The following is a 23352-nucleotide window of genomic DNA, read 5'->3' on the forward strand; positions in this document are numbered from 1 at the left end:
CGTTCCCATACCGAACACGGAAGTTAAGCTTCTCAGCGCCGATGGTAGTTGGGACTTTGTCCCTGTGAGAGTAGGACATTGCCAGGCAAACGAAGCACAACCTTAGGGTTGTGCTTTTTGTGTTGTTCATAAGGACTATCGTGCCCGTGCGGCGACACTTTTAGAGAAAAGGGTAACGATACTCGGAGAATCGTGCCCGTGAGGCGGCACTTTTAGAGAAGGCGGTAACGAATAGAAGCTATTCGTGCCCGTGAGGCAACACTTCTAGAGAAAACGGTAACGAATAGAAGCTAAAGCCCAGATCCCCCACACTCCCCAACCCTAATAGCCAACCATCCAAATCACACCCTACAAAAAAGTACGAAGTGTTTTACAATAAATCGTTACTAGACATACACCCAAATGCGATTACCAACATAAGATATACCGAGGGATGCCCTGATGAGGATAATTCTAAATTTTGTATACAATTATGAGATACTGGGAAGAATAGGTGTATGGAGGTGGTGTGGTTGAGTTCATTAGCACATAGTCATTACCAGGAGACGTGCGTAATTTGCGAAAATCAAAAACAAAAAGGGATACATCTATATACTTCATTTATATGTACAGACTGCGAAGAAGACCTGATTCAAACAGAAACACATGATCCAAAATATAAATACTATCTAAAACAACTAAAAAAAATAACAACACCTGAAATTTTTTCATAAGGCTGTTTTCATAAAGATTGTTGTTAAAATCTTAAAGCCGATTTTAACGTGGAATAAACTGTTTTGAGCTTTAGAACTAAGTTTGTAGGCTCTTTTCTCTTTAATTTAGGCTATACTTAATGTAAATAATGCACAATCAATGGTGTTTACTTTCAAAAGGAAATACTATTTGAGAAAAAAGCCTTTCATAAAAAGTCCATCTGGGCTTTATTTTTTTGCCTAAAAAGGGGTAGCTGATGTCGTTTTTTGTTAAAATGAATGAGACTTATAAGGAGTATGACGATGAATAAACAAAATCGAATTCCATTATACGAAGCACTTCATAAACACAAAAGCAATAATCCCATTTCATTTCATGTTCCTGGGCATAAGTCGGGGACTATTCTTCACCAGCACTCAGAAAATTTATTTCAGGAAATATTAAAAATCGATGCCACGGAATTATCTGGCTTGGATGATTTGCACTCCCCTGAAGGTGCAATAAAAGATGCGCAAGAGCTCTTAGCAGCACTTTATCAGGTCAAGGAAAGCTTTTTCTTAGTCAATGGATCAACCGTGGGTAATCTAGCCATGATTTTATCACTTTGTAAGAAGGATGATGTTATCCTGGTACAAAGAAATTGTCATAAGTCAGTCCTAAATGCCCTAAAACTAGCAAAGGCACGCCCAGTATTTTTAGAACCAGAATATAATCAGGACTGGAAGACGGCAACAGGTGTCTCCACAGCAGTAGTTGAAAGAGCTATTTCCCTATATCCAGAAGCAAAAGGGATTGTTTTAACCTATCCGAACTACTATGGAATGGTGTATGATTTAAAAAATGTTATTGACCTTGCACATCTTCATAACATCCCTGTATTAGTAGATGAAGCACATGGTCCTCACTTTATTATTGGTGAACCATTTCCGGCATCCGCCATTCAATTAGGAGCTGATATGGTCGTCCAATCAGCACATAAAACTCTTCCAGCCATGACAATGGGTTCATATTTACATATAAACAGCAATCTCGTTAACAGCAACACAGTCAAAGAATACCTGCAAATGCTTCAGTCAAGTAGCCCATCTTACGTCATCATGGCTTCACTTGATCTAGCGAGGAATTATTTAGCAACCTACCAACGCAGCGATGTGGAATACTTACAAAAAGAAATAGCACGTTTTAAAAAAGAGCTGTCTACTATTCCTAGTATTAAGGTATTGGACTATCCTGACTCACAAGGGGACATATTAAAGGTAACCATACAGTCAAGATCTAGGTTAAGCGGATTTGAACTTCAAAAGAAATTCGAAGAGATAGGTATTTATACAGAGTTGGCAGATCCTTATAATGTGTTATTGATTCTACCATTATTGAAGGAAAATCAAGTCTATCCACTAGTAGAAGCGGGCAGGAATATTAAGAAGCTGCTAGCGGAGTTGCCCTGTTTTTCCATAAAGGAAGAATTTCAAAGTAGCTGTGCTAAAATTTCTGAGTTAGCGATACCCTATGAAAAATGGTCGTTTTATGAAAAGATGGTAGTGGATATAGGGGGAGCAGCAGGAAAGGTAAGTGCGGAAACCATCATTCCTTATCCGCCAGGCAGCCCTCTTTTGCTGACGGGTGAGCTAATTACAGAGGGAAAAATAAATCTGCTTACCCAGTTAATGAATGCAGGTGCCAGATTTCAAGGGGGCGTCTTCCTAGATAAAAAGCAAATTGACATATATAGGACAAGTTAAGATTTTGGAGGTTTATTCTTGATGAAGAACGGTTATTTTATTACATTTGAGGGCCCTGAAGGTGCAGGGAAGACAACAATCATCAGTATGGTAGCAAAGGAACTAAAAGAAGCATTATTAACGAGAGAACCCGGTGGTATTGATATTGCAGAACAAATAAGAATGGTAATATTAGATAAAGACAATACAGCAATGGATCCTCGGACGGAGGCACTGCTTTATGCTGCAGCCAGAAGGCAGCACCTTGTGGAGAAGGTTAAGCCAGCCTTAGAGGATGGCAAGGTGGTCCTATGTGACCGTTTTGTCGATAGTTCATTAGCGTATCAAGGTCATGCCCGCGGATTAGGAATTGATGAAGTATTTTCTATTAATCAGTTTGCGATTGAAAAAATGATGCCTGACCTCACCATCTATTTTGATATTGAACCTGAGCTTGGATTACAGCGGATTAACAAAAATAAAGGGCGGGAAGTGAACCGTCTTGATCTAGAAAAAATAGATTTCCATCATAAGGTCAGAGAAGGATATCATCTAGTAATGGAAAGATTTCCGGATAGAATCGTGAAAATCGATGCTTCTGGCGAAGTAAATGACGTCTTTATAAAAACGATGGAAATACTAACAAGCAAATTACTACAACGAGGAGCCTTCTGAATAAGGCTTTTTTATTTTTGGAGACAATTTTCAATTGGAGCCTCTTTCGAATATCAATGTGAGAAGGACAAATACCTGTTATAATATAGGAAAGACAAATGAAATGTGGATGAAGGGGTTGGTTTGAGATGAAACTTATCATTGCTGTTGTTCAGGATCAGGATAGCAACCGGTTATCAAAAGCACTGGTTGATAATAATTTTAGAGCAACTAAACTGGCAACGACAGGTGGCTTTTTGAAATCTGGCAATACCACCTTTATGATTGGAACAGAGGATATACGTGTAGATCGTGCCTTGCAAATCATTAAAGATAACTGTAAATCACGCGATCAATTAGTGGCACCTGTTTCTCCTATGGGTGGAAATGCAGACTCCTTTGTACCGTATCCTGTCGAAGTTGAGGTTGGCGGCGCTACAGTTTTCGTACTGCCAATTGAACAATATATGCATTTTTAATACGATACTACTTTGTAAGTGAGTGATAAACTTGGTAAAAACATGGGATCAATTAGAAGAGCTGCAGCCGGCCGTGCTAAAAATGGTAAAGAACAGTTTGTTGAAGAATCGTGTAGCCCATGCCTATTTACTTGAGGGAATCAGAGGGACTGGGAAAAAAGAAATCGCTTTATTAATCACAAAATCATTATTTTGTGATTCCTTAATAGAGGGCTATAAACCATGTGAGACATGTCATAATTGCCGACGAATTAACAGCGGTAATCATCCTGATGTCCATAAGGTCGAGCCTGATGGGTTATCGATAAAAAAACAGCAAATTCAAGTCCTTCAGGAGGAGTTCTCCAAAAAAGGGGTAGAATCGTCTAGAAAAGTTTATATGATTAGCGATGCTGACAAAATGAGTGTGAGTGCTGCAAATAGTCTGCTTAAGTTTTTGGAAGAACCAAACTCACAAACAACTGCCTTTTTATTAACAGAGCAGCTGCAGCAGCTATTACCAACCATTCTTTCACGGTGCCAAATTTTATCATTTAAACCATTATCTCCACAATCAATGATTAATCAGTTGACTGAGAATGGCGTAAATCCAATGAAGGCGCCATTATTAGCACAGTTGACGAATAGTCTTGATGAAGCATATGAATTAAATGTCGATGATTGGTTTGCACAAGCTCAAAAAATAGTGTTAAAATTATATGAGGTGTTGAAAAAAAATCCTTTAGAAGCAATGGTAACCCTTCAAGGAGATTGGTTCTCACACTTTAAAGAGAAAGAACAGATTAATCGTGGTTTAGATCTTTTACTTCTTATTTTTAAGGATTTATTATATATACAATTAGATAAACAGGAGCAAATCGTCTTTAAAGCTGAAAGTGAAGTGTTAAGGCAGTATGCTCTTGAAACATCCGGACGGCGGTTATCGGATCAAATGTCGGCTATTCTCGAGGCAAAAAGGAAGCTGCAGGCCAATATGAACCCACAGCTAATGATGGAAGAGCTTGTGTTAAATTTGCAGGAGGGATCTTCATTTGTATGATGTTGTAGGAGTACGCTTTAAAAAGGCGGGTAAAATCTATTATTTTGATCCAGGAGATCTCTCAATTCAAAAGGACGACTTTGTGATAGTCGAAACTGTTCGCGGGGTTGAATACGGTAAGGCTGTTGTCCCACGTAAGCAGGTTGAGGAGCATGATGTCGTTCTGCCTTTAAAAAAGGTAGTTAGAATTGCAGATCATAAGGATCGAATGATTGTAGAAGAAAATAAACAAGCTGCCCAGGAAGCATATGATGTTTGTAATGAAAAAGTAAATGGACATCAACTAGATATGAAACTAGTCGATGTTGAATATACATTTGACCGAAATAAAGTGATTTTCTATTTTACAGCTGACGGGAGAGTTGATTTTCGTGAGTTGGTAAAAGATTTAGCAGCTATTTTTCGGACAAGAATTGAATTGCGCCAAATCGGTGTCCGAGATGAAGCAAAAATGCTCGGAGGAATTGGCCCTTGTGGAAGAATGTTGTGCTGTTCCACATTTTTAGGCGATTTTGACCCTGTCTCCATTAAAATGGCAAAGGATCAAAATCTTTCATTGAATCCTACTAAAATATCCGGTTTATGCGGTAGACTTATGTGCTGTTTGAAATATGAAAATGATGAATATGAAGCAGCAAAAGCACAGCTGCCTGATTTAGGGGAAATGATTGAAACTCCTCAAGGCCGAGGAAAAGTGGTAGGATTAAATATATTAGAGCGGGTACTTCAGGTGGAACTTAAGGAACAGGATCGAGTTCTGGAGTATACATTGGAGGAAATCATTAAAGAGGGTGCCTTTTCTATACAATCCACAGATTAAGAGGTGTGAGACGTGGATAAAAAAGAGATATTTGAATCAGTAAGCAATATGGAAACACAAATTGGCCATCTTTACCAACAGCTCGGGGAATTAAAGCAGCATTTAGCCGAAATACTAGAAGAGAATCATTACTTAAAGCTTGAAAATGAACATCTAAGACGCCGTTTAGATGTAACCACGGAAAAAGACAAGAAGAATGAGCAAGTTAAAAAAGGGACAACTTCCCGCGTGTCTGCTGGCGATCGGACTTTGGACATCGGTGAAGGCTATGATAACCTTGCTCGTCTGTACCAAGAAGGATTCCACATTTGTAATCTGCATTTTGGGAGTTTGCGTAAGGAAGGCGATTGCTTATTTTGTCTCTCCTTTCTTAATAAGAAATAACTTAGAAGAGGGTGACCTAGGTCAGCCTCATTTTTTTACATATAATTTCGAGGTGGATAGCAGTGGTTAATTTAAAAGATGATGAGCGGCTTGATTATTTGCTTGCAGAAAATTTGAGGATCATTCAAAGTCCATCCGTTTTTGCCTTCTCTCTTGATGCCGTCTTATTGGCTCGATTTGTCTATGTTCCCATTCAAAAGGGAAATATAATTGATTTATGCAGTGGGAATGGAGTGATCCCATTGTTTCTAAGTGCGCGTACAAAAGGGAAGATTACTGGTGTGGAGATACAAGAGCGCTTATATGATATGGCCGTAAGAAGTATTGAATATAACAGTCTCGGGGACCGCCTTCAGATGATTCATGGTGATATAAAAGAGGTGCCCAGGCAGCTGGGACATGGGAAGTTTGAAGTTGTTACCTGTAATCCGCCTTATTTTCCGACTCCTTCAAAAGAAGAAATGAATCCGAATGAGCACCTAGCTATTGCTCGTCATGAGATACTATGTACATTAGAGGATGCTGTAAAGGCTTCTAGTCAATTAGTGAGGCAAGGCGGCAAGGTGGCGTTTGTCCATCGTCCAGGACGGTTAATGGATATTATTTCGGTCATGCGTCAGTATCGCCTTGAACCAAAGCGTATTCAGTTTGTGTACCCAAAGCCAGGGAAAGAAGCCAATACCCTGCTAATTGAAGCAATAAAGGATGGCAGTCCTGATTTAAAAATACTTCCTCCCTTATTTGTTTATAATGAAGAAGGGGAGTACACAGCAGATATCAGGAGAATTTTATATGGAGAATAAAAGAAACGGGTGGTTATAGTGTGGCAGCAAAAGAGTTTTGAGAACGAAACGCAAAAGGGAATACTTTATCTTGTCCCAACACCAATCGGCAATCTTGAAGATATGAGCTTTCGTGCTGTAAGGATATTGAAAGAGGCAGACCTGATTGCAGCTGAGGATACAAGAAACACAAAAAAACTATGTAATTACTTTGAAATTCAAACACCTGTTGTCAGCTATCATGAACATAATAAAGAATCGAGTGGTGAGAAGCTCATTCACAAGATTAAGGAAGGTATGAAGATTGCTTTAGTCAGTGACGCGGGTATGCCGGCTATATCAGATCCAGGATATGAGCTTGTAGAGGCTGCAATAAGCGAGAAGGTAACTGTAGTACCATTACCAGGAGCTAATGCAGCATTGCCAGCATTAATTGCCTCAGGGCTTACATGTCAGCCCTTCTATTTCTATGGTTTCTTAAACCGAAGTAAAAAAGAAAAGAAAACGGAGTTAGAGAACTTAAAAAAACAAACAGGAACTCTTGTTTTCTATGAGTCGCCGCATCGACTCAAAGAAACCTTAACGAGTATGTATGATGTCCTTGGTAATCGAAAAGTAGCAATTTGCCGGGAGTTAACAAAAAAGTTTGAGGAATTTATCAGGGGAACCTTAGAGGAAATAATAAAGTGGGCTAATCAGGATGAAATTCGTGGTGAATTTTGTTTAATTATTGAAGGTGCGGATGAGAGTAAATTAAAGGAAGAAGAAATGAACTGGTGGGAAACCTTGTCGATAGAAGAACATGTAAATCACTACATTAGTGTAAAAGGGATCCCCTCAAAAGAAGCTATCAAGCAAACCGCAATGGATCGAGGAATAAGCAAACGTGAAGTGTATCAGGCCTACCATATCGATTAATATCCAAAAAAAGGCTTCTCCCTCTTAGGAGAAGCTTACTGTTTTATTATTTTACTAATTCAAATTGACTTTTGATTTCATTTACTAATTGCTCAGCGCCTTCACGGCTAAGGATTAGTTTTCCGCCAGCAAGTGCTAAGTTATCATCGGAAACTTCACCAGTTACTTGGCAAGTCATATTTGGCTTGTACTTCTTTAAGATGATGCGCTCATCATCAACATAAATTTCAAGTGCATCTTTTTCAGCAATACCAAGTGTTCTTCTTAATTCGATTGGAATAACCACACGGCCTAATTCATCAACTTTACGGACAATACCTGTAGATTTCATTTTACTAGCTCCTCTCAATATAAACCTATTAATTTATTTTTCTATCTATTCGTCATTATTCGACATTATTTTTATAAATTAATAATACCAGCCATTCCCATTTCCGTCAATTATTTTATAGTAAAAAGTAATGGCAAATTTTATCAGTTTATTAGAATGTTGATATATCAATGAATAATGAATAATCATTCATCTGAAATAGATTTTTAATACTATTGTTGGATTATTATAGTGTTTTTAGTGTAGTTGTAACATTCGACAAAAAACTACAATATTCATTTGTTCTATTAGTATAATTTTCGACAGGAATATATATTTTTATGGGGGGAGCAAAGAAAAAAATAAAATAAATCTTTTGATTTTAGTTGGGTTTGTTGCACATTTATTGATTTTTGGTATATTTTGATGATATAAGAGGGTGAAAAAAGGCTATAATGATTTAGTAGAAAAGTCAATGTACCTATATTAGGAGGGTCCCATATGCAAGGAAAATTAAAAACGTTTTATCTTACTACTCCGATTTATTATCCAAGTGGAAATTTACATATTGGCCATGCGTATACAACAGTAGCCGGAGACGCGATGGCACGCTATAAAAGGATGCGCGGCTTTGATGTTATGTATTTAACGGGAACAGATGAGCATGGACAAAAAATTCAGCGCGTCGCTGCGGAAAAGGGAATTTCTCCGCAGCAGTATGTTGATGAAATTGTGGACAGGATTAAGGATTTATGGAAAAAGCTCGATATCTCCTATAATGACTTTATTCGGACAACGGATGAGAGACATAAACAAATTGTCGAAAAGATTTTCGCTAGACTGCTTGAACAGGGAGATATTTACCTGGACAAGTATGAAGGATGGTATTGTACACCGTGTGAATCCTTTTATACTGACCGCCAGTTAGTTGATGGAAATTGTCCTGATTGCGGCAGGGGAGTAGAAATTGTTAAAGAGGAATCTTACTTTTTCAAAATGAGTAAGTATGTTGATCGATTATTGCAATACTATGAGGAAAATCCTGAGTTTATCCAGCCGGAATCACGTAAAAATGAAATGATTAATAATTTTATTAAACCAGGTTTAGAGGATTTAGCCGTTTCTAGAACAACCTTTGATTGGGGAGTAAAGGTACCAGGCGATCCAAAACACGTTATTTATGTGTGGATTGATGCTTTATCGAACTATATAACTGCCCTCGGCTATGGAACAGATGATGATAGTAAATACTTGAATTATTGGCCAGCGGATGTTCATCTTGTAGGTAAAGAAATCGTACGTTTCCATACCATCTATTGGCCAATCATGTTGATGGCGCTTGATCTTCCACTTCCTAAAAAGGTTTTTGCTCATGGCTGGCTTTTAATGAAGGATGGGAAAATGTCCAAATCAAAAGGAAATGTAGTAGATCCTGTTACATTAATTGATCGCTACGGCCTTGACGCTCTTCGGTATTACTTATTAAGAGAAGTGCCATTTGGGGCTGACGGTGTCTTTACACCAGAAGGGTTTGTTGAAAGAATTAATTTCGATTTAGCAAATGACCTTGGCAACCTATTAAACCGTACAGTGGCGATGATCGAGAAATATTTTGATGGAGTCATTCCTGCTTATTCGGATTCAACAGGTGAATTTGATGAAGCACTGCTTCAAGTCAATCGTGAAACTGTTGCTAAATATGAGGAAGCCATGGAGAAAATGGAGTTTTCGGTTGCGCTAACATCCATTTGGCAATTAGTAAGCAGAAGTAATAAATATATAGATGAAACAAAGCCATGGACATTGGCAAAGTCAGAAGAAAATAAAGATGAACTGGCAAGTGTTATGGTCCATTTAGCTGAATCCTTAAGAAGAACAGCGATTCTTCTCCAGCCTTTCTTAACAGTGACACCTGATGGTATTTTTCAACAGCTTGGTGTTAACGATGAGGAACTTAAATCTTGGGAAAGCTTAGACACCTTTGGGGCTATTCCGAATGGAACAAAGGTTTCGAAAGGAAATCCGTTGTTCCCACGCCTTGAAATTGCAGAAGAAGTTGAATTTATCCGTGCTAAAATGGGAGGTTCTGCTCCAATTGTTGAGGAGAAGCAGGTTGATAGACAGGAAGAAAAGCTTGAGGAAATTGCTGAAATCGCTATAGATGATTTTATGAAAATTGATTTGAGAGTGGCAGAAGTCATTCAGGCTGAACCAATTAAAAAAGCAGATAAGCTTCTAAAGCTTCAGTTGGATTTAGGCTATGAAAAACGTCAAGTAGTCTCAGGTATTGCCCAATACTATAAACCTGAAGATTTAGTGGGTAGAAAAGTCATTTGCATAACGAACTTGAAACCAGTAAAGCTGCGTGGAGAAATGTCACAAGGAATGATACTAGCAGGTTCAAAGGACGGAGAACTCTCACTGGCAACAGTTGATCAGTCTCTTCCAAATGGTTCAAAGGTAAAATAATCTAACGATAGAAATGTCCCTTAATGTTTCACGTGAAACAATTTTCGAGACATTTCTATTTTTTTCTCATAATCATTCGACACCACCATAGTTTATAAACAAAGGAGAAGTAGTCATGTTATTTGATACACATGTCCATTTAAACGCAGAACAATTTGATGAGGATTTGCAGGAAGTTATCGAGAGGGCAAAAGCTGCAGGTGTTTCCTATATGACAGTGGTTGGGTTCGACCGACCAACGATTGAGAGGGCAATGGAACTAGCAGAAGAGTATGAATTTATCTATGCCTGCGTTGGCTGGCATCCTGTAGATGCTATTGATATGACAGATGAAGATCTGCTTTGGATAGAAGAGTTAGCTGCCCATCCAAAAGTAGTGGCAATAGGTGAAATGGGGCTGGATTACCATTGGGACAAGTCTCCAAAAGACATCCAAAAGGAAGTATTTCGAAAGCAAATCAGATTGGCTAAGAAAGTAAAACTTCCGATTGTGATTCATAACCGAGAAGCAACAGCGGATATTGTTGAAATTTTACAAGAGGAGGATGCTGCTGAAGTTGGAGGAATCATGCATTGCTTCAGTGGTAGTCCTGAAGTTGCCTTAGAATGTCTAAAAATGAATTTTCTTATCTCACTAGGAGGTCCGGTTACGTTCAAAAATGCCAAAAAACCCAAAGAAGTGGCAGCGGTCGTTCCGTTAGAAAAACTGTTGATTGAAACAGACTGCCCGTATTTAGCGCCGCATCCTTACCGTGGAAAACGCAATGAACCGGGATATGTAAAGCTAGTTGCAGAGCAGATTGCTGAAATTAAAGGCATATCATTGGAAGAAGTTGCTGAAGTTACAACTGCTAATGCAAAAAAATTATTCGACATAAACTGATAGCCAACCTTGTCGAAGTTCCTAGAAGCTTGTCCAAATTTTTTACTATAACTTAAAGTTCTACACGTCTCCTTTTCCTCATAGGATAACCGTGTCGATAAGTTTCCCTTTGCAAATTTCCTAACTATATGCATAATAGGAAATACGTTCACAACAAATGCAAGGGTTGACAGCCGACAACATGTTTCTCAATAATCTCTCCGAGAGAAGGAGGCGTTTTTCATCGTATTCAAAAACATGAAAAACCTGTTTTCCAAGTCTTTGAGTAAAAAGAGGTTGGCAATCACTTTTGCTAGTTTTGTAGTTTTAGCAGCACTTCTTGGTTTTTCATACTATGAAGGATCTAAGTATACCGTTGCATTGACTCTTAACGGACAGCAAAAAGTTATAAAAACACATGCCGATAAGGTTAAGGATATATTCGCTCAACAGGGTATATCATTAAACTCAAAAGACTACTTGTCACCTTCAGCTGATGCAAAGGTGAAAGACAATCAAAAAATTGTCTGGAAGCAAGCCAAACAGGTTCAAATGGTCCAAGACAACGAGAAAAAAACGATATGGACAACAGCAGGTACAGTCGCTGAGCTCCTAAAAGAGCAGAAAATTGTATTGAACGACCAGGATGAAATTTCACCTAGACCGCAGGAATCGATTAAAAATAAGATGGAAATCAGCATTAAATTAGCTCTTCATCTTACACTAGTTGACGGCGGAAAAGAGCAGCAAGTATGGTCCACTTCGGCTACGGTCGCTGACTTTTTAACACAACAGGGAATTAAACTTAATGAATTTGACCGAGTTGAACCGTCATTATCAGAGACAGTGAAAAAGGATGACGTCATTAACGTCATACGCGTAGAAAAAGTCACCGATGTAGTGGAAGAACCAGTTCACTTTGCCATGATCACCAAGAAAGATGAGAATTTAGAAAAAGGAAAAGAAGTAACTGTTAAAGATGGCAGACAGGGGCTTATTTCAAGAGAATATGAAGTCATCTTGGAAAACGGTAAAGAAGTTTCAAGAAAATTAATTAGTGAGCAGAGTCTTAGAGAGAAACTCGATAAAGTTGTGGCTGTTGGAACGAAGGAATTAGATATTCAAGTTTCCCGTGGAGCAGAAACTGGAACTGAGTTTTATGTTAATACTACTGCCTATACAGCCTATTGTAATGGCTGCTCAGGGGTAACTGCAACAGGATTTGATTTACGTGCCAATCCAAATGCAAAGATAATTGCTGTCGATCCTCGTGTGATTCCACTGGGGACAAAGGTTTATGTGGAAGGCTATGGCTATGCTGTAGCAGCTGATACAGGCGGCGCAATAAAAGGACACAAAATTGATGTTTTCTTTCCAACTAAAGCGGAGGCTTTCCGCTGGGGAGTTAGAAAGGTAAAAATCAAAATATTACAATAAGCTTAGCATTGCAGAGGTTTAATCAGCCTCTGCATTTTGCTTTTTCTCTAATTTTCATTATACTTACAACGAGTAGATTAAGGTATTTACTTCATAATATGAAGACATTTGTTAATATAGACGAATGACATTACAAAAATGTTTCATTTATTTTTCAAATTTTTTATTTTTTATTAATCATGTACGGAGGAAATAATGAAGATTAAGGAATTTATTGTGGTGGAGGGAAAAGACGATACCACCACGATTAAACGAGCCGTTGATGCAGATACGATTGAAACCAATGGTTCTGCCATTAATGAAGAAACCATCGAAAAAATCAAAAGAGCACAAGAAACGAGAGGGGTAATCATCTTTACAGACCCCGACTACCCAGGTGAAAAAATCAGGAAAACGATTGCTGACAAAGTACCTGGCGCGAAACATGCATTTTTGCCGAAAGAAGTCGCAATTGCTAAAAATGGAAAAGGCCTGGGTGTTGAACATGCCTCTTTAGAAGCAATAAGAAACGCATTAAGAGATGCACAAATCATGTCAGATACGATCAAAGAGGAAATCACACAAGAGGACTTACTTACAGCGGGACTCATTGGGGGAGCAGGCTCAAAAGAGCGAAGGATCCTATTGGGAAAACTTTTGAAAATTGGTTATACCAATGGGAAGCAGCTTTATAAAAGATTGATGATGTTTCAAATTAGCAGGCAGGAATTTGCAGAGGCACTCGCAGTTGTGATACAGGAGGAAAAAAATGAATAAAGACATTGCTACACCGATACGAACACGAGCCATCCTTGAGAAATATGGATTTTCTTTTAAGAAAAGTTTGGGCCAAAACTTTTTAATTGATACAAATATCTTACATAGAATTGTTGACTTTGCAGAGATAGGTGAAAATTCAGGGGCGATTGAAATTGGCCCTGGTATTGGTGCGCTGACAGAACAGCTTGCCCGCAGGAGTAAAAAGGTGGTTGCTTTTGAAATCGACCAAAGACTACTGCCGATATTATCGGACACTCTTTCACCGTATGAAAATGTAAAGGTTATCCATAAGGATATACTAGAAGCAGACGTTCAGGAGGTCATAGATACAGAATTTAAAAATTTTGTTGATCTTATGGTTGTTGCCAATCTCCCATACTACGTGACAACTCCGATTATTATGAAGCTGCTAGAGGAACAGATTCCAATACGAGGTATCGTGTGTATGCTTCAAAAAGAGGTCGCAGACCGCATTTCAGCCAAGCCAGGGACAAAGGAATACGGATCGCTTTCCATCGCTGTACAGTACTACACAAAGGCGGAGACGGTTATGATTGTCCCTAAAACAGTTTTCGTCCCTCAGCCAAATGTAGATTCGGCTGTAATCCGCTTAACAAGAAGAGAAAAGCCAGCAGTAATCGTAAAAGATGAGAAATTCTTTTTCCAAGTAACACGAGCGAGCTTTGCACAAAGGAGAAAAACACTACTAAATAATTTAACTAGTCAACTTCAGGATGGTAAACAAAAGAAAGAAGAAATCATAAGTGCATTAAATGCAGCTGGAATTGACCCAACGAGAAGAGGGGAAACTCTTTCCGTTGAGGAATTTGGAAAATTGAGTGATGAATTATATACCTATTTTCAATAGACCTTCTTAGGTCTATTTTTTTTCGATTAACAACTCGTCATTCACATTAACTTGTGTAGTTGCATAGCCTATCAAAGAGAAACTTTATTTGGAAGGCCTATATGCTGGTCTAATTGGAGTGACAGCAGTGAATATAAAGATGATGGATATTGTCGGCAGACGGTCCTATAACTGTGATATTCTATTCCGGGTTATTGATATTCAAATACTAAATGGCCAGAAATTTGCAGTCCTATACGGTGAAGATATTCGCTTAGTGGCAGATGCTCCTTACGAGGATTTAGTGATCATTAACAAAAATGTAAGGTATAAAATGATACAGGAATACAAAACCCTAGAAGAGCAGTCCTTTCGCCTCTTTGCACAGGATGTTGATTTAATCAAGCAAAGGCAGGATTATGAAGCGACAGGCGGCTATGTACAGCCTGCCAATTATTTTCAAATCCCCGGAAAAGTTCTTCACTTAGATGGAGACCAAGATTACTTGCAAAAGTGTATGACTTTATATGAGAAAATTGGTATTCCTGTCTATGGGGTACATTGTAACGAAAAGGAGATGCCGAAAAAAATTGGCGGCTTAATTGACCAATTTCGTCCTGATATTTTAGTCATTACTGGTCATGATGCCTATTCTAAGTCAAAAGGGAAAATATCTGACATTAATGCATACCGACACTCAAAGCATTTTGTCCAAACCGTCAAGGAAGCACGAAGAAAGATACCTCATTTAGATCAACTCGTTATCTTTGCAGGTGCCTGCCAATCTCACTTTGAATCTTTGATACATGCAGGTGCAAATTTTGCCAGTTCACCATCACGAATTAATATACATGCATTAGATCCCGTTTATATTGTTGCGAAAATCGGTTTCACGCCATTTATGGAGAGTATCAATGTTTGGGATGTTTTACGAAATACGCTAACTGGAGAAAAGGGACTGGGAGGCATTGAAACAAAAGGAGTCTTACGAACAGGAATGCCTTACAATCCTGTCCAGGAAGAAGAATCATAAGTCCTTTGGAGAAAAAGTAAGGGCTTATTTTTTTTAGTGCACATAATCCTCCCTTATTAAGGTAAACATAATGATTGTTGAAAATTGGGAGAAAAAGTAGAAGAAAAGATATTGACAATCTTTTTGTCGGACTGATATAATTTTATGTTTTTATTTGACAAGGACTATGTCAGTGTGATATACTTTACACAGTGAGGTGGACCGAATGCCAAAAACCTTAGCCGATATTAAAAAGGCTCTTGATTCAAATTTAGGGAAAAGATTGTTGCTGAAGGCAAACGGAGGACGTAGAAAGACAATCGAACGATCCGGTGTATTAGCCGAAACGTACCCTTCGGTTTTTGTAATCGAGTTAGATCAAGAAGAGAATTCATTTGAACGAGTTTCGTACAGCTACGCTGATGTACTTACCGAAACAGTTCAAATAACCTTCTATGAAGACGCAGCAGGAAACATAGCTTTAAGTTAGAATATAGGGCAATTTTTTAGGCAGGAAATCATCTGATTTTCTGCCTTTTGCTATTTATAAAATATAAATTAATGAAATACTTTCTAAATAACATACTAATAATGCCGTGAGTGGATAAAAGGGGTTGTTTAGATGGCAAGAAGAAGAAGAGGTGTTATGTCTACTCAGTTTAAAGAAGAACTTGCGAAAGAACTTGGATTTTATGATGTCGTCCAAAAAGAGGGCTGGGGCGGCATTCGAGCGAAGGACGCTGGAAATATGGTGAAAAGAGCAGTTGAACTTGCATCAGAGCAGCTAATGAAAAACAACAGGAATTCGTAAAAGAAGTAGTTCACACTGTTACAATTTCTTAAGCCGCACTTGCTTCTCAATGTTTAAACAAATCAGACACCACGGTAAGGCCAGGGGGAAGAAAGCCCCTGGCCTTTAAATATTATCGCTTGACTTTTTTCCTATTTGAAGTTTTGTGGTAAAATAGGAAAAAATATATGATCGATATAGAAGTGTAGGTGGGCGTAGTGAAGCTTTTAGTAAAAGCACCAGCCAAAATTAATTTATCCTTGGATGTTTTGTATAAGCGTCCTGATGGTTTTCATGAGGTTGAAATGATCATGACGACGATTGATTTGGCGGACCGAGTTGAGTTGACATTGTTAGAGCAGGACAAAATACATATTCTTTCCCATAACCGCTATGTTCCGGACGACCAACGGAACCTAGCCTTTCAAGCGGCTCAATTATTGAAAGACCGATATCAAGTGAAAAAAGGTGTACAAATAACCATTGAAAAAACAATCCCTGTAGCGGCTGGTCTGGCTGGAGGTAGCAGTGATGCAGCTGCAACTCTAAGGGGACTTAATAAACTTTGGGAACTCGGATTAACGTTGGACGAGTTAGCCAATCTTGGTTCTGAAATAGGCTCGGACGTATCATTTTGTGTGTATGGCGGGACTGCTTTAGCCAAAGGCAGAGGGGAAATGATTACAGATCTTCCTGCTCCGCCAACATGCTGGGTCATTTTAGCAAAACCTTTTATTGGTGTTTCGACCGCAGAAGTTTACCGACGATTAGATTTAAACGGCATGGAGCATCCAAATATAAACGAAATGGTCAAGGCAATTGAAAACAATGATTATCAGAGCGTATGTGATAATGTCGGAAATGTCCTAGAGGATGTAACGTTAAAGCTTCATCCAGAGGTAGCACAAATCAAGGAGCAAATGAAGCGTTTTGGTGCGGATGCTGTTTTAATGAGCGGAAGCGGTCCAACAGTCTTTGGAATTGTTCAGCACGATTCGAGAATGCACCGGATATATAATGGTCTACGTGGTTTTTGTGATCAAGTATTTGCTGTAAGGATGCTCGGTGAACGACATACTCTTGATTAAAAACGTACATTAGTGATATCCTATTAGTAGAATATTCGTCTTTTTGGAGGATTGTTATGAAGTTTCGCCGCAGTGAACGATTGATAGATATGACTAGCTATTTACTTGACCATCCGCGCCAGCTTGTACCGCTCACCTTCTTTGCTGAACGTTACTCTTCTGCGAAATCTTCTATCAGTGAAGACTTAGCAATCGTGAAAGAAACCTTCGAACAAAGAGGTATTGGGACCTTACAAACGGTACCTGGTGCAGCGGGTGGAGTTAAATTTTTTGTAAATGTCAGCGATGAAGAGGCAAGACCATTTGTAAATGAATTATGTTCGTTAATTGCACATCCAGACCGCCTTTTGCCTGGGGGATATTTATATTTAACTGATATATTAGGGGATCCAGCCATTGTTCAAAAAGCCGGTCGAATCATTGCATCAGCGTATGTAAATACGAAGATAGATGTGGTTATGACCGTAGCAACAAAGGGAATTCCTCTTGCTTATGCTGTCGCGAGTCAGTTAAATACACCGGTTGTCATGGTAAGGAGAGATAGTAAAGTTACCGAAGGCCCAACTGTTAGTATCAACTATGTTTCTGGATCGGCAAAGAGAATTCAAACAATGGTGCTCTCAAAAAGGAGCTTGGCACAAGGGTCTAAGGTCTTAGTTGTGGATGACTTTATGAAGGCTGGCGGAACCGTAATGGGAATGATTAGCTTACTTGAGGAATTTAATGCTCAAGTAGCTGGAATTGCTGTTTTGGTTGAAGCTGAAAAAATTGAAGAACGTCTCGTCGAGGAATACAAATCACTTGTTAAACTGACTGATGTTGATGTAAAAGAAAAAAGGATTCAGGTTACAGAAGGAAACTACTTTAAACGCAGAACGGAGGAATAAATATGCAAGTTGTTCAAACCAACCAAGCGCCTGCCGCGATTGGACCCTATTCCCAAGGAATCATTGTAAACAATCTTTTTTATAGCTCTGGCCAAATCCCGTTAACAGCTGAGGGAGTAATGATTGAAGGCGGTATTAAGGAACAGACTCACCAAGTTTTTAAAAATTTGGATGCAGTGCTTTCTGCAGCAGGTGCATCCTTTGATACCGTTGTTAAGGCGACAGTCTTTATTAAAAGTATGGATGACTTTGCTTCCATAAACGAAGTATATGGTGAATATTTTTCAACGAATAAGCCAGCGCGTTCTTGTGTAGAGGTAGCGCGGTTACCAAAAGATGCTTTGGTTGAAATTGAAGTAATTGCGCTCGTGAAATAATCACGGGCGTTTTTTTTGTCACATTTCCACTATGGATAATATTAATATATCTGACTTTTAAAAATGTTCATTATTTTGCCTAAAATATTTTTAAAAAATTTAATATAAAAGAAGGATTTACTAGATTCCCTGTTGAATTAATAACACTAGCTTTTTAACATAAGAAAAGGGTGTGAGCACATGGAAGTAACAGACGTAAGATTACGCCGTGTTAACACGGATGGCCGTATGAGAGCGATTGCATCAATTACATTAGACAATGAATTTGTTGTTCATGACATCCGCGTTATTGACGGAAACAATGGTTTATTTGTCGCAATGCCAAGTAAACGTACTCCAGATGGGGAATTTCGTGATATTGCGCATCCTATTAATTCTGGAACGCGCGGTAAAATTCAAGAAGCTGTTTTGGCTGAGTATCATCGTTTAGGTGAATTAGAAGTAGAATTTGAAGAAGCCGGAGCTTCCTAGAAAGAACTATTCAACTAGAGCCTACTTCATAAGTAGTGCTCTTTTTTTATTCCTCACTAATCTCCTCTTTAATCCCTTCACTAATTTTTTTCAAAATAACAAATTTGGACACTTTTCTTACATTCCTTGAAATGACTGACTAATTACGTTAATATTTTTAATGGATAAAGCTGTTTTAAAAATTGTTGTTAAAATCCAAATGCCGATTTTAACGCGAAATAAACTATTTATGTACTTGAATTAAGTTTGCAAGCTCTTTTCTTAGAAAAGAGCCATGGATAAAAAGGTAAATTGGAGGACTGTTCATGCATAATCGTTATGCTGTGATTTTGGCCGCAGGACAAGGTACCCGGATGAAGTCAAAGCTTTATAAAGTGTTACACCCTGTATGCGGTAAGCCGATGGTTCAACATGTAGTGGACCAAGTGAAGATGCTAAATATTCAAGAAATGGTTACCGTAATTGGTCATGGAGCTGAAAAGGTAAAAGGACAATTAGGGGAAGAAAGCCATTATGCCCTTCAAGAAGAGCAGCTCGGTACTGCACATGCAGTCATGCAGGCACAAGAGATGCTCGAGGGAAAAGAAGGGATTACCATTGTAGTCTGTGGTGACACTCCGCTAATTAAAGCGGAAACGATGGAGTCATTATTTAAGCATCATAGAGAATTATCAGCGAAGGCAACCATTCTGACAGCAAGACTTGATGACCCGACAGGATATGGCCGAATCATCCGAAATGAAGAGGGTCTTGTTGAAAAAATCGTTGAACATAAAGACGCAACAGAGGCAGAGCGAGAAATAAATGAAATCAATACAGGAACCTATTGCTTTGATAATGCTGCCTTATTTGAAGCATTAAAGAAGGTTTCAAATGATAATGTTCAAGGTGAATATTATCTGCCGGATGTCGTAGAAATCCTGAAGAATCAGGGAGAAGTGGTTACGGCCTTCCAAACGAATGATTTAGAAGAGACTCTCGGTGTAAACGACAGAGTTGCTTTGGCTGAAGCAGAAAGAATTATGCGCAGCCGTATAAATGAAAGTCATATGCGAAATGGAGTCACCATTATTGACCCTGCGAATACATACATCGAAGCAGATGTTGTTATTGGTCAGGATACGATAATCCTTCCAGGAACGATCCTAAAAGGCAGGACCGTGATAGGAACAGAATGCCAAATCGGACCAAACTCAGAGATTGATACTTGTGAGGTTGGAAATGAAACGGTAATCCGTCAATCTGCGGCCTATAATAGCAGTATTGGATCGCTAGTTAATATTGGTCCCTTTGCACATATTAGACCAGATTCAGCTATTAATGATGAAGTGAAAATTGGAAACTTTGTTGAAATCAAGAAGGCCGTTTTTGGTAAGGGAAGTAAGGCTTCGCATCTAAGCTATATCGGTGATGCTGAGGTTGGAAGTGATGTAAATATCGGCTGTGGCTCAATAACCGTTAACTATGATGGTAAAAATAAATTCTTAACAAAGATTGAGGATGGAGTCTTTATTGGCTGTAATTCAAACTTAGTTGCTCCTGTTACCGTTGGAAAAGGAGCTTATGTAGCTGCCGGTTCAACCATAACAAAGGATGTACCTGGAAATGCATTATCCATAGCACGTTCACAGCAGGTAAACAAAGAAAATTATGTTGATAAACTTAATCTGAAAAAATAGCTAGAATATTGGAGGGCATTATGTCGAATCAATACTTAGATCCAAACTTAAAGGTATTCAGTCTAAATTCAAATCTCCCGCTTGCGAGAGAGATTGCCAAAGTGATTGGTGTAGAACTAGGAAAAACCTCTGTAACAAGATTTAGTGATGGAGAAATCCAAATTAATATCGAAGAAAGTATCCGCGGCTGTGATGTGTATGTTATTCAATCGACTAGTTCTCCAGTTAATGAAAATCTTATGGAAGTACTAATTATGATTGACGCTCTAAAAAGGGCCTCTGCAAAGACAATTAATATTGTTATGCCATACTATGGTTATGCTCGTCAGGACCGTAAAGCGCGTGCACGTGAGCCAATTACAGCTAAATTAGTGGCAAACCTACTTGAAACAGCAGGTGCAACCCGTATTATCTGCTTAGACTTACACGCACCGCAGATACAAGGCTTCTTTGAAATTCCAACGGATCACTTAATGGGTGTTCCGATTTTAGCTGATTATTTCCAAAAGAGAAATTTCGAAGGTGACATTGTCATTGTTTCTCCTGACCATGGCGGTGTAACAAGAGCTAGAAAATTAGCAGAGCGCCTAAAAGCACCGATTGCGATTATTGATAAACGTCGTCCACGCCCAAATGTGGCGGAGGTTATGAATATTGTCGGTAATATTGAAGGAAAAATTGCTATCTTAATTGATGATATTATTGACACTGCAGGAACCATTACTCTTGCTGCCAATGCATTAGTCGAGAATGGTGCCCGAGAGGTGTATGCTTGCTGTACACATCCAGTATTGTCTGGACCGGCGATTGAAAGGATTCAAAATTCAAAAATTAAAGAATTAGTGATCACGAATTCTATTGCGCTCCCAGAAGAGAAAAAGACCGATAAAATTATAAATCTTTCAGTGGCACCATTACTTGGTGAAGCGATTATCCGTGTTCACGAAGAACAATCTGTAAGTACTTTGTTCGATTAATCTCTGCTTTTGATCAAAAAATTGTTTAGACCTTCCTGTTTTGGGGAATTTTTATAGAGACAGTTAAGAACAAAACTAGGAAGGTGACTAAACACATGAGTACGGTTTTACAAGCAAAGGAACGTAAGGAACTTCGCAGTTCAGAATTAAGGAAAATTAGAGAAACGGGAAACATCCCTGCTGTCATTTATGGGAGGAAGGTTGAAAGTAAACCGGTTTCCGTCAGCTCAGCCGATTTAACAAAAACAATCCGGTTAGTAGGCAGAAATGGCGTTATTTCACTTGATATTGACGGCAGCAGGCATGATGTTGTTTTATCTGATTACCAAGAGGATTTTATTAAAAAGGAAATCATTCATGTAGATTTTCTCGCCGTGGATAAATCCTCAAAAATAAATGTAACAGTAAGACTCGTCCTAGCTGGTGAGGCAGCTGGTGTAAAGGACGGCGGTGTTCTGCAGCAGCCTGTCCATGAATTATCGATAACTTCCACTCCAGATGAAATACCACAGCAAATTGAAGTGGATGTAACGAACCTCCAGGTTGGTGAAACCATGAAGGTTTCAGATATCCTTTATCAGGGGTCGTTTACGATTAATCATGAGGAAGATGAAGTAATCGCAAGTATCCTTCCTCCTCGACAGGAAGAGGAAATAAACGCAGGTGAGCAGCAAGAAGGCGGCCATCCTGATAACGAAGAAGGCAGAGAAACTGCTCCAGTAGGGGAATAAGAAATACAGACGTAACCTATATGGTTACGTCTTTTGTCGCATTTGTCACAAAAAAGACGTATTATTAAGTGGGAGAGAATCGGATGCTCCGAAAATTATTTAACAGGTGGACTGGGCCGAAAGAGAGGGAAAGAATGAAATTAATTGTTGGTTTAGGAAACCCTGGGAAACAATATGAAAAAACGAGACATAATATTGGGTTTGAAGTCATTGACGAGCTTGCAGATAAATTATTCATTCCTTTAAATCAATCCAAATTTAAAGGGCTGTATGGAATGGGTTTTCATAATGGTGAAAAGGTTATTTTACTAAAACCACTGACTTATATGAATCTGTCTGGAGAATCCATTAGAGCGATAATGGACTATTATGAAATTGATCTAGAAGATTTAGTCATTATCTATGATGATCTTGATTTGCCTGTCGGAAAAATCAGGCTCCGTCAAAAAGGAAGTGCTGGCGGTCATAATGGGATCAAGTCCACAGTAGCACATCTTGGAACGCAAGAGTTTAACAGAATCAGAATCGGTATTGATCGCCCGAAGAATGGGATGAAGGTTCCAGATTATGTGTTGGGGCGCTTTCATGAAGAGGAAAGAGGATTAACAAAAGAGTCCGTACAAAAGAGTGCGGAAGCATGTAAAACATGGTTAGAAAAACCCTTTTTACAGGTGATGAACGAATTTAATCAGTAAAAGGTTCATGGGATAACCTTTCCTTTCATAAAATAAACCAATTCTCTTTTTGTGTAATGAAATTATATGAATAACTTCCCCTTCCAACGTAAATACTATTAACAATAGTAAAATAGGGAGGGTACCTAAGTGGCTATTCATTACCATTGCCGGCATTGCGGGACAAATTTAGGTTCCATTGAACAGTCATCGATACACAGTGAAGCTCTTGGCCTTCATAAATTAACGGAGCAGGAAAGGCAAGAGATGGTCGCGTACGATGTAACTGGGAATATTCATATTACAGCCATTTGTGAGGATTGTCAGGAGGCATTAGAAAGAAATCCAGATTATCACCAATATGATTTCCTCATTCATTAATCAGCTTTGGAAAGCCCTCCAAAGCATTTTTCTATTTTTAATAAACACCAAAAATAAGGTTAATATAGTCAGAATACGAAAAAAAGATTCAAAGAGAGGAGGAACGAGCTT

27 protein-coding genes and 1 rRNA gene are annotated in these 23352 nt (G+C 38.7%); 27 read left to right on the plus strand and 1 reads right to left on the minus strand.

Annotation, left to right across the window (positions count from 1 at the left end; translation table 11 throughout):
- The 10 genes from rrf to rsmI all read left to right on the plus strand — a co-directional run.
- Positions 1–87 (plus strand): 5S ribosomal RNA (gene rrf / locus MLOOGBEN_RS27790); the annotation flags it as partial.
- A 410-nt stretch (positions 88–497) separates the two neighbouring features.
- On the plus strand, positions 498–713 hold the full coding sequence (locus MLOOGBEN_RS27795; protein WP_179161490.1) for a sigma factor G inhibitor Gin: 216 nt from the start codon (positions 498–500) through the stop codon (positions 711–713).
- 282 nt (positions 714–995) lie between these two features.
- Positions 996–2435, plus strand: a complete 1440-nt coding sequence (locus tag MLOOGBEN_RS27800; RefSeq protein ID WP_179161491.1) for an aminotransferase class I/II-fold pyridoxal phosphate-dependent enzyme — start codon at positions 996–998, stop codon at positions 2433–2435.
- Positions 2436–2456: 21 nt separating this feature from the next.
- Positions 2457–3089 (plus strand): dTMP kinase, encoded by a 633-nt coding sequence (gene tmk / locus MLOOGBEN_RS27805; RefSeq protein WP_179161492.1) that lies wholly within the window; start codon positions 2457–2459, stop codon positions 3087–3089.
- 128 nt (positions 3090–3217) lie between these two features.
- Positions 3218–3547: a cyclic-di-AMP receptor gene (locus MLOOGBEN_RS27810; RefSeq protein WP_045515592.1), complete on the plus strand. Its 330-nt coding sequence runs from the start codon at positions 3218–3220 to the stop codon at positions 3545–3547.
- Between the two features lie 31 nt (positions 3548–3578).
- The gene (gene holB / locus MLOOGBEN_RS27815) at positions 3579–4586 is read left to right on the plus strand and encodes a DNA polymerase III subunit delta' (RefSeq protein WP_179161493.1); all 1008 of its coding nucleotides are present in this window, start codon (positions 3579–3581) and stop codon (positions 4584–4586) included.
- Positions 4579–5406 carry a PSP1 domain-containing protein gene (locus MLOOGBEN_RS27820; protein WP_179161494.1) on the plus strand — a complete coding sequence of 276 codons (828 nt, stop codon included), beginning with the start codon at positions 4579–4581 and terminating at the stop codon, positions 5404–5406. Before holB ends, MLOOGBEN_RS27820 begins: the two co-directional genes overlap by 8 nt.
- Before the next feature lie 12 nt (positions 5407–5418).
- Positions 5419–5790, plus strand: a complete 372-nt coding sequence (yabA, locus tag MLOOGBEN_RS27825; protein WP_179161495.1) for a DNA replication initiation control protein YabA — start codon at positions 5419–5421, stop codon at positions 5788–5790.
- 62 nt (positions 5791–5852) lie between these two features.
- Entirely contained in the window at positions 5853–6593 is a 741-nt protein-coding gene (locus tag MLOOGBEN_RS27830; RefSeq protein ID WP_179161496.1) for a tRNA1(Val) (adenine(37)-N6)-methyltransferase, read from the plus strand.
- 18 nt (positions 6594–6611) lie between these two features.
- The gene (gene rsmI / locus MLOOGBEN_RS27835) at positions 6612–7490 is read left to right on the plus strand and encodes a 16S rRNA (cytidine(1402)-2'-O)-methyltransferase (RefSeq protein WP_179161497.1); all 879 of its coding nucleotides are present in this window, start codon (positions 6612–6614) and stop codon (positions 7488–7490) included.
- Between the two features lie 46 nt (positions 7491–7536).
- On the opposite strand, the gene MLOOGBEN_RS27840 is transcribed toward rsmI, so the two are convergent.
- Positions 7537–7821 (minus strand): transition state genes transcriptional regulator AbrB, encoded by a 285-nt coding sequence (locus MLOOGBEN_RS27840; protein WP_045515586.1) that lies wholly within the window; start codon positions 7819–7821, stop codon positions 7537–7539.
- A 480-nt stretch (positions 7822–8301) separates the two neighbouring features.
- On the opposite strand from MLOOGBEN_RS27840, the gene metG reads away from it, so the two are divergent.
- The 17 genes from metG (at position 8302) to fin (ending at position 23241) form a co-directional block, all read left to right on the plus strand.
- On the plus strand, positions 8302–10269 hold the full coding sequence (gene metG / locus MLOOGBEN_RS27845) for a methionine--tRNA ligase (protein ID WP_179161498.1): 1968 nt from the start codon (positions 8302–8304) through the stop codon (positions 10267–10269).
- A 115-nt stretch (positions 10270–10384) separates the two neighbouring features.
- A complete protein-coding gene (locus tag MLOOGBEN_RS27850) occupies positions 10385–11152 on the plus strand; it encodes a TatD family hydrolase (RefSeq protein ID WP_179161499.1) in 768 nt (255 codons plus the stop codon).
- Positions 11153–11389: 237 nt separating this feature from the next.
- The gene (locus tag MLOOGBEN_RS27855; RefSeq protein WP_179161500.1) at positions 11390–12568 is read left to right on the plus strand and encodes a resuscitation-promoting factor; all 1179 of its coding nucleotides are present in this window, start codon (positions 11390–11392) and stop codon (positions 12566–12568) included.
- 195 nt (positions 12569–12763) lie between these two features.
- Positions 12764–13324, plus strand: a complete 561-nt coding sequence (gene rnmV / locus MLOOGBEN_RS27860) for a ribonuclease M5 (protein WP_179161501.1) — start codon at positions 12764–12766, stop codon at positions 13322–13324.
- A complete protein-coding gene (gene rsmA, locus MLOOGBEN_RS27865; protein WP_179161502.1) occupies positions 13317–14195 on the plus strand; it encodes a 16S rRNA (adenine(1518)-N(6)/adenine(1519)-N(6))-dimethyltransferase RsmA in 879 nt (292 codons plus the stop codon). Before rnmV ends, rsmA begins: the two co-directional genes overlap by 8 nt.
- Positions 14196–14322: 127 nt before the next feature.
- Positions 14323–15207, plus strand: coding sequence for a sporulation peptidase YabG (gene yabG, locus MLOOGBEN_RS27870; RefSeq protein WP_179161532.1), 885 nt, complete (start codon positions 14323–14325; stop codon positions 15205–15207).
- A 205-nt stretch (positions 15208–15412) separates the two neighbouring features.
- A complete protein-coding gene (gene veg / locus MLOOGBEN_RS27875; protein ID WP_132097037.1) occupies positions 15413–15676 on the plus strand; it encodes a biofilm formation stimulator Veg in 264 nt (87 codons plus the stop codon).
- 156 nt (positions 15677–15832) lie between these two features.
- On the plus strand, positions 15833–15997 hold the full coding sequence (locus tag MLOOGBEN_RS27880) for a small, acid-soluble spore protein, alpha/beta type (RefSeq protein ID WP_179161533.1): 165 nt from the start codon (positions 15833–15835) through the stop codon (positions 15995–15997).
- Positions 15998–16194: 197 nt separating this feature from the next.
- Positions 16195–17064, plus strand: a complete 870-nt coding sequence (gene ispE / locus MLOOGBEN_RS27885; RefSeq protein ID WP_179161503.1) for a 4-(cytidine 5'-diphospho)-2-C-methyl-D-erythritol kinase — start codon at positions 16195–16197, stop codon at positions 17062–17064.
- A gap of 56 nt (positions 17065–17120) precedes the next feature.
- Positions 17121–17951 carry a pur operon repressor gene (purR, locus tag MLOOGBEN_RS27890; protein ID WP_179161504.1) on the plus strand — a complete coding sequence of 277 codons (831 nt, stop codon included), beginning with the start codon at positions 17121–17123 and terminating at the stop codon, positions 17949–17951.
- 2 nt (positions 17952–17953) lie between these two features.
- Positions 17954–18328, plus strand: coding sequence for a RidA family protein (locus tag MLOOGBEN_RS27895; RefSeq protein ID WP_179161505.1), 375 nt, complete (start codon positions 17954–17956; stop codon positions 18326–18328).
- A 180-nt stretch (positions 18329–18508) separates the two neighbouring features.
- A complete protein-coding gene (spoVG, locus tag MLOOGBEN_RS27900; RefSeq protein ID WP_003347151.1) occupies positions 18509–18799 on the plus strand; it encodes a septation regulator SpoVG in 291 nt (96 codons plus the stop codon).
- A 305-nt stretch (positions 18800–19104) separates the two neighbouring features.
- Entirely contained in the window at positions 19105–20478 is a 1374-nt protein-coding gene (gene glmU / locus MLOOGBEN_RS27905; RefSeq protein WP_179161506.1) for a bifunctional UDP-N-acetylglucosamine diphosphorylase/glucosamine-1-phosphate N-acetyltransferase GlmU, read from the plus strand.
- A 20-nt stretch (positions 20479–20498) separates the two neighbouring features.
- Positions 20499–21455 (plus strand): ribose-phosphate diphosphokinase, encoded by a 957-nt coding sequence (locus MLOOGBEN_RS27910; protein WP_179161507.1) that lies wholly within the window; start codon positions 20499–20501, stop codon positions 21453–21455.
- Between the two features lie 95 nt (positions 21456–21550).
- Positions 21551–22186: a 50S ribosomal protein L25/general stress protein Ctc gene (locus MLOOGBEN_RS27915; RefSeq protein WP_179161508.1), complete on the plus strand. Its 636-nt coding sequence runs from the start codon at positions 21551–21553 to the stop codon at positions 22184–22186.
- A gap of 134 nt (positions 22187–22320) precedes the next feature.
- Entirely contained in the window at positions 22321–22881 is a 561-nt protein-coding gene (gene pth / locus MLOOGBEN_RS27920) for an aminoacyl-tRNA hydrolase (protein WP_179161534.1), read from the plus strand.
- Between the two features lie 129 nt (positions 22882–23010).
- Positions 23011–23241, plus strand: a complete 231-nt coding sequence (fin, locus tag MLOOGBEN_RS27925; RefSeq protein ID WP_095250675.1) for an anti-sigma-F factor Fin — start codon at positions 23011–23013, stop codon at positions 23239–23241.
- The last annotated feature ends 111 nt before the right edge of the window (positions 23242–23352 follow it).

Origin of the sequence: Bacillus sp. EB106-08-02-XG196 (assembly GCF_013396335.1) — a bacterium.
Taxonomy (GTDB): Bacteria; Bacillota; Bacilli; order Bacillales; family Cytobacillaceae; genus Neobacillus.

Coding starts and splice junctions, on each gene's coding strand:
- spoVG (WP_003347151.1), top strand. CDS start 18,509: ATGGAAGTAACAGACGTAAGATTACGCCGTGTTAACACGGATGGCCGT.
- veg (WP_132097037.1), top strand. CDS start 15,413: ATGCCAAAAACCTTAGCCGATATTAAAAAGGCTCTTGATTCAAATTTA.
- rsmA (WP_179161502.1), top strand. CDS start 13,317: ATGAATAAAGACATTGCTACACCGATACGAACACGAGCCATCCTTGAG.
- purR (WP_179161504.1), top strand. CDS start 17,121: ATGAAGTTTCGCCGCAGTGAACGATTGATAGATATGACTAGCTATTTA.
- MLOOGBEN_RS27800 (WP_179161491.1), top strand. CDS start 996: ATGAATAAACAAAATCGAATTCCATTATACGAAGCACTTCATAAACAC.
- MLOOGBEN_RS27810 (WP_045515592.1), top strand. CDS start 3,218: ATGAAACTTATCATTGCTGTTGTTCAGGATCAGGATAGCAACCGGTTA.
- MLOOGBEN_RS27880 (WP_179161533.1), top strand. CDS start 15,833: ATGTCTACTCAGTTTAAAGAAGAACTTGCGAAAGAACTTGGATTTTAT.
- MLOOGBEN_RS27855 (WP_179161500.1), top strand. CDS start 11,390: ATGAAAAACCTGTTTTCCAAGTCTTTGAGTAAAAAGAGGTTGGCAATC.
- metG (WP_179161498.1), top strand. CDS start 8,302: ATGCAAGGAAAATTAAAAACGTTTTATCTTACTACTCCGATTTATTAT.
- glmU (WP_179161506.1), top strand. CDS start 19,105: ATGCATAATCGTTATGCTGTGATTTTGGCCGCAGGACAAGGTACCCGG.
- rnmV (WP_179161501.1), top strand. CDS start 12,764: ATGAAGATTAAGGAATTTATTGTGGTGGAGGGAAAAGACGATACCACC.
- tmk (WP_179161492.1), top strand. CDS start 2,457: ATGAAGAACGGTTATTTTATTACATTTGAGGGCCCTGAAGGTGCAGGG.
- pth (WP_179161534.1), top strand. CDS start 22,321: ATGAAATTAATTGTTGGTTTAGGAAACCCTGGGAAACAATATGAAAAA.
- MLOOGBEN_RS27850 (WP_179161499.1), top strand. CDS start 10,385: ATGTTATTTGATACACATGTCCATTTAAACGCAGAACAATTTGATGAG.
- MLOOGBEN_RS27840 (WP_045515586.1), bottom strand. CDS start 7,821: ATGAAATCTACAGGTATTGTCCGTAAAGTTGATGAATTAGGCCGTGTG.
- MLOOGBEN_RS27795 (WP_179161490.1), top strand. CDS start 498: ATGGAGGTGGTGTGGTTGAGTTCATTAGCACATAGTCATTACCAGGAG.
- MLOOGBEN_RS27915 (WP_179161508.1), top strand. CDS start 21,551: ATGAGTACGGTTTTACAAGCAAAGGAACGTAAGGAACTTCGCAGTTCA.
- MLOOGBEN_RS27910 (WP_179161507.1), top strand. CDS start 20,499: ATGTCGAATCAATACTTAGATCCAAACTTAAAGGTATTCAGTCTAAAT.
- MLOOGBEN_RS27895 (WP_179161505.1), top strand. CDS start 17,954: ATGCAAGTTGTTCAAACCAACCAAGCGCCTGCCGCGATTGGACCCTAT.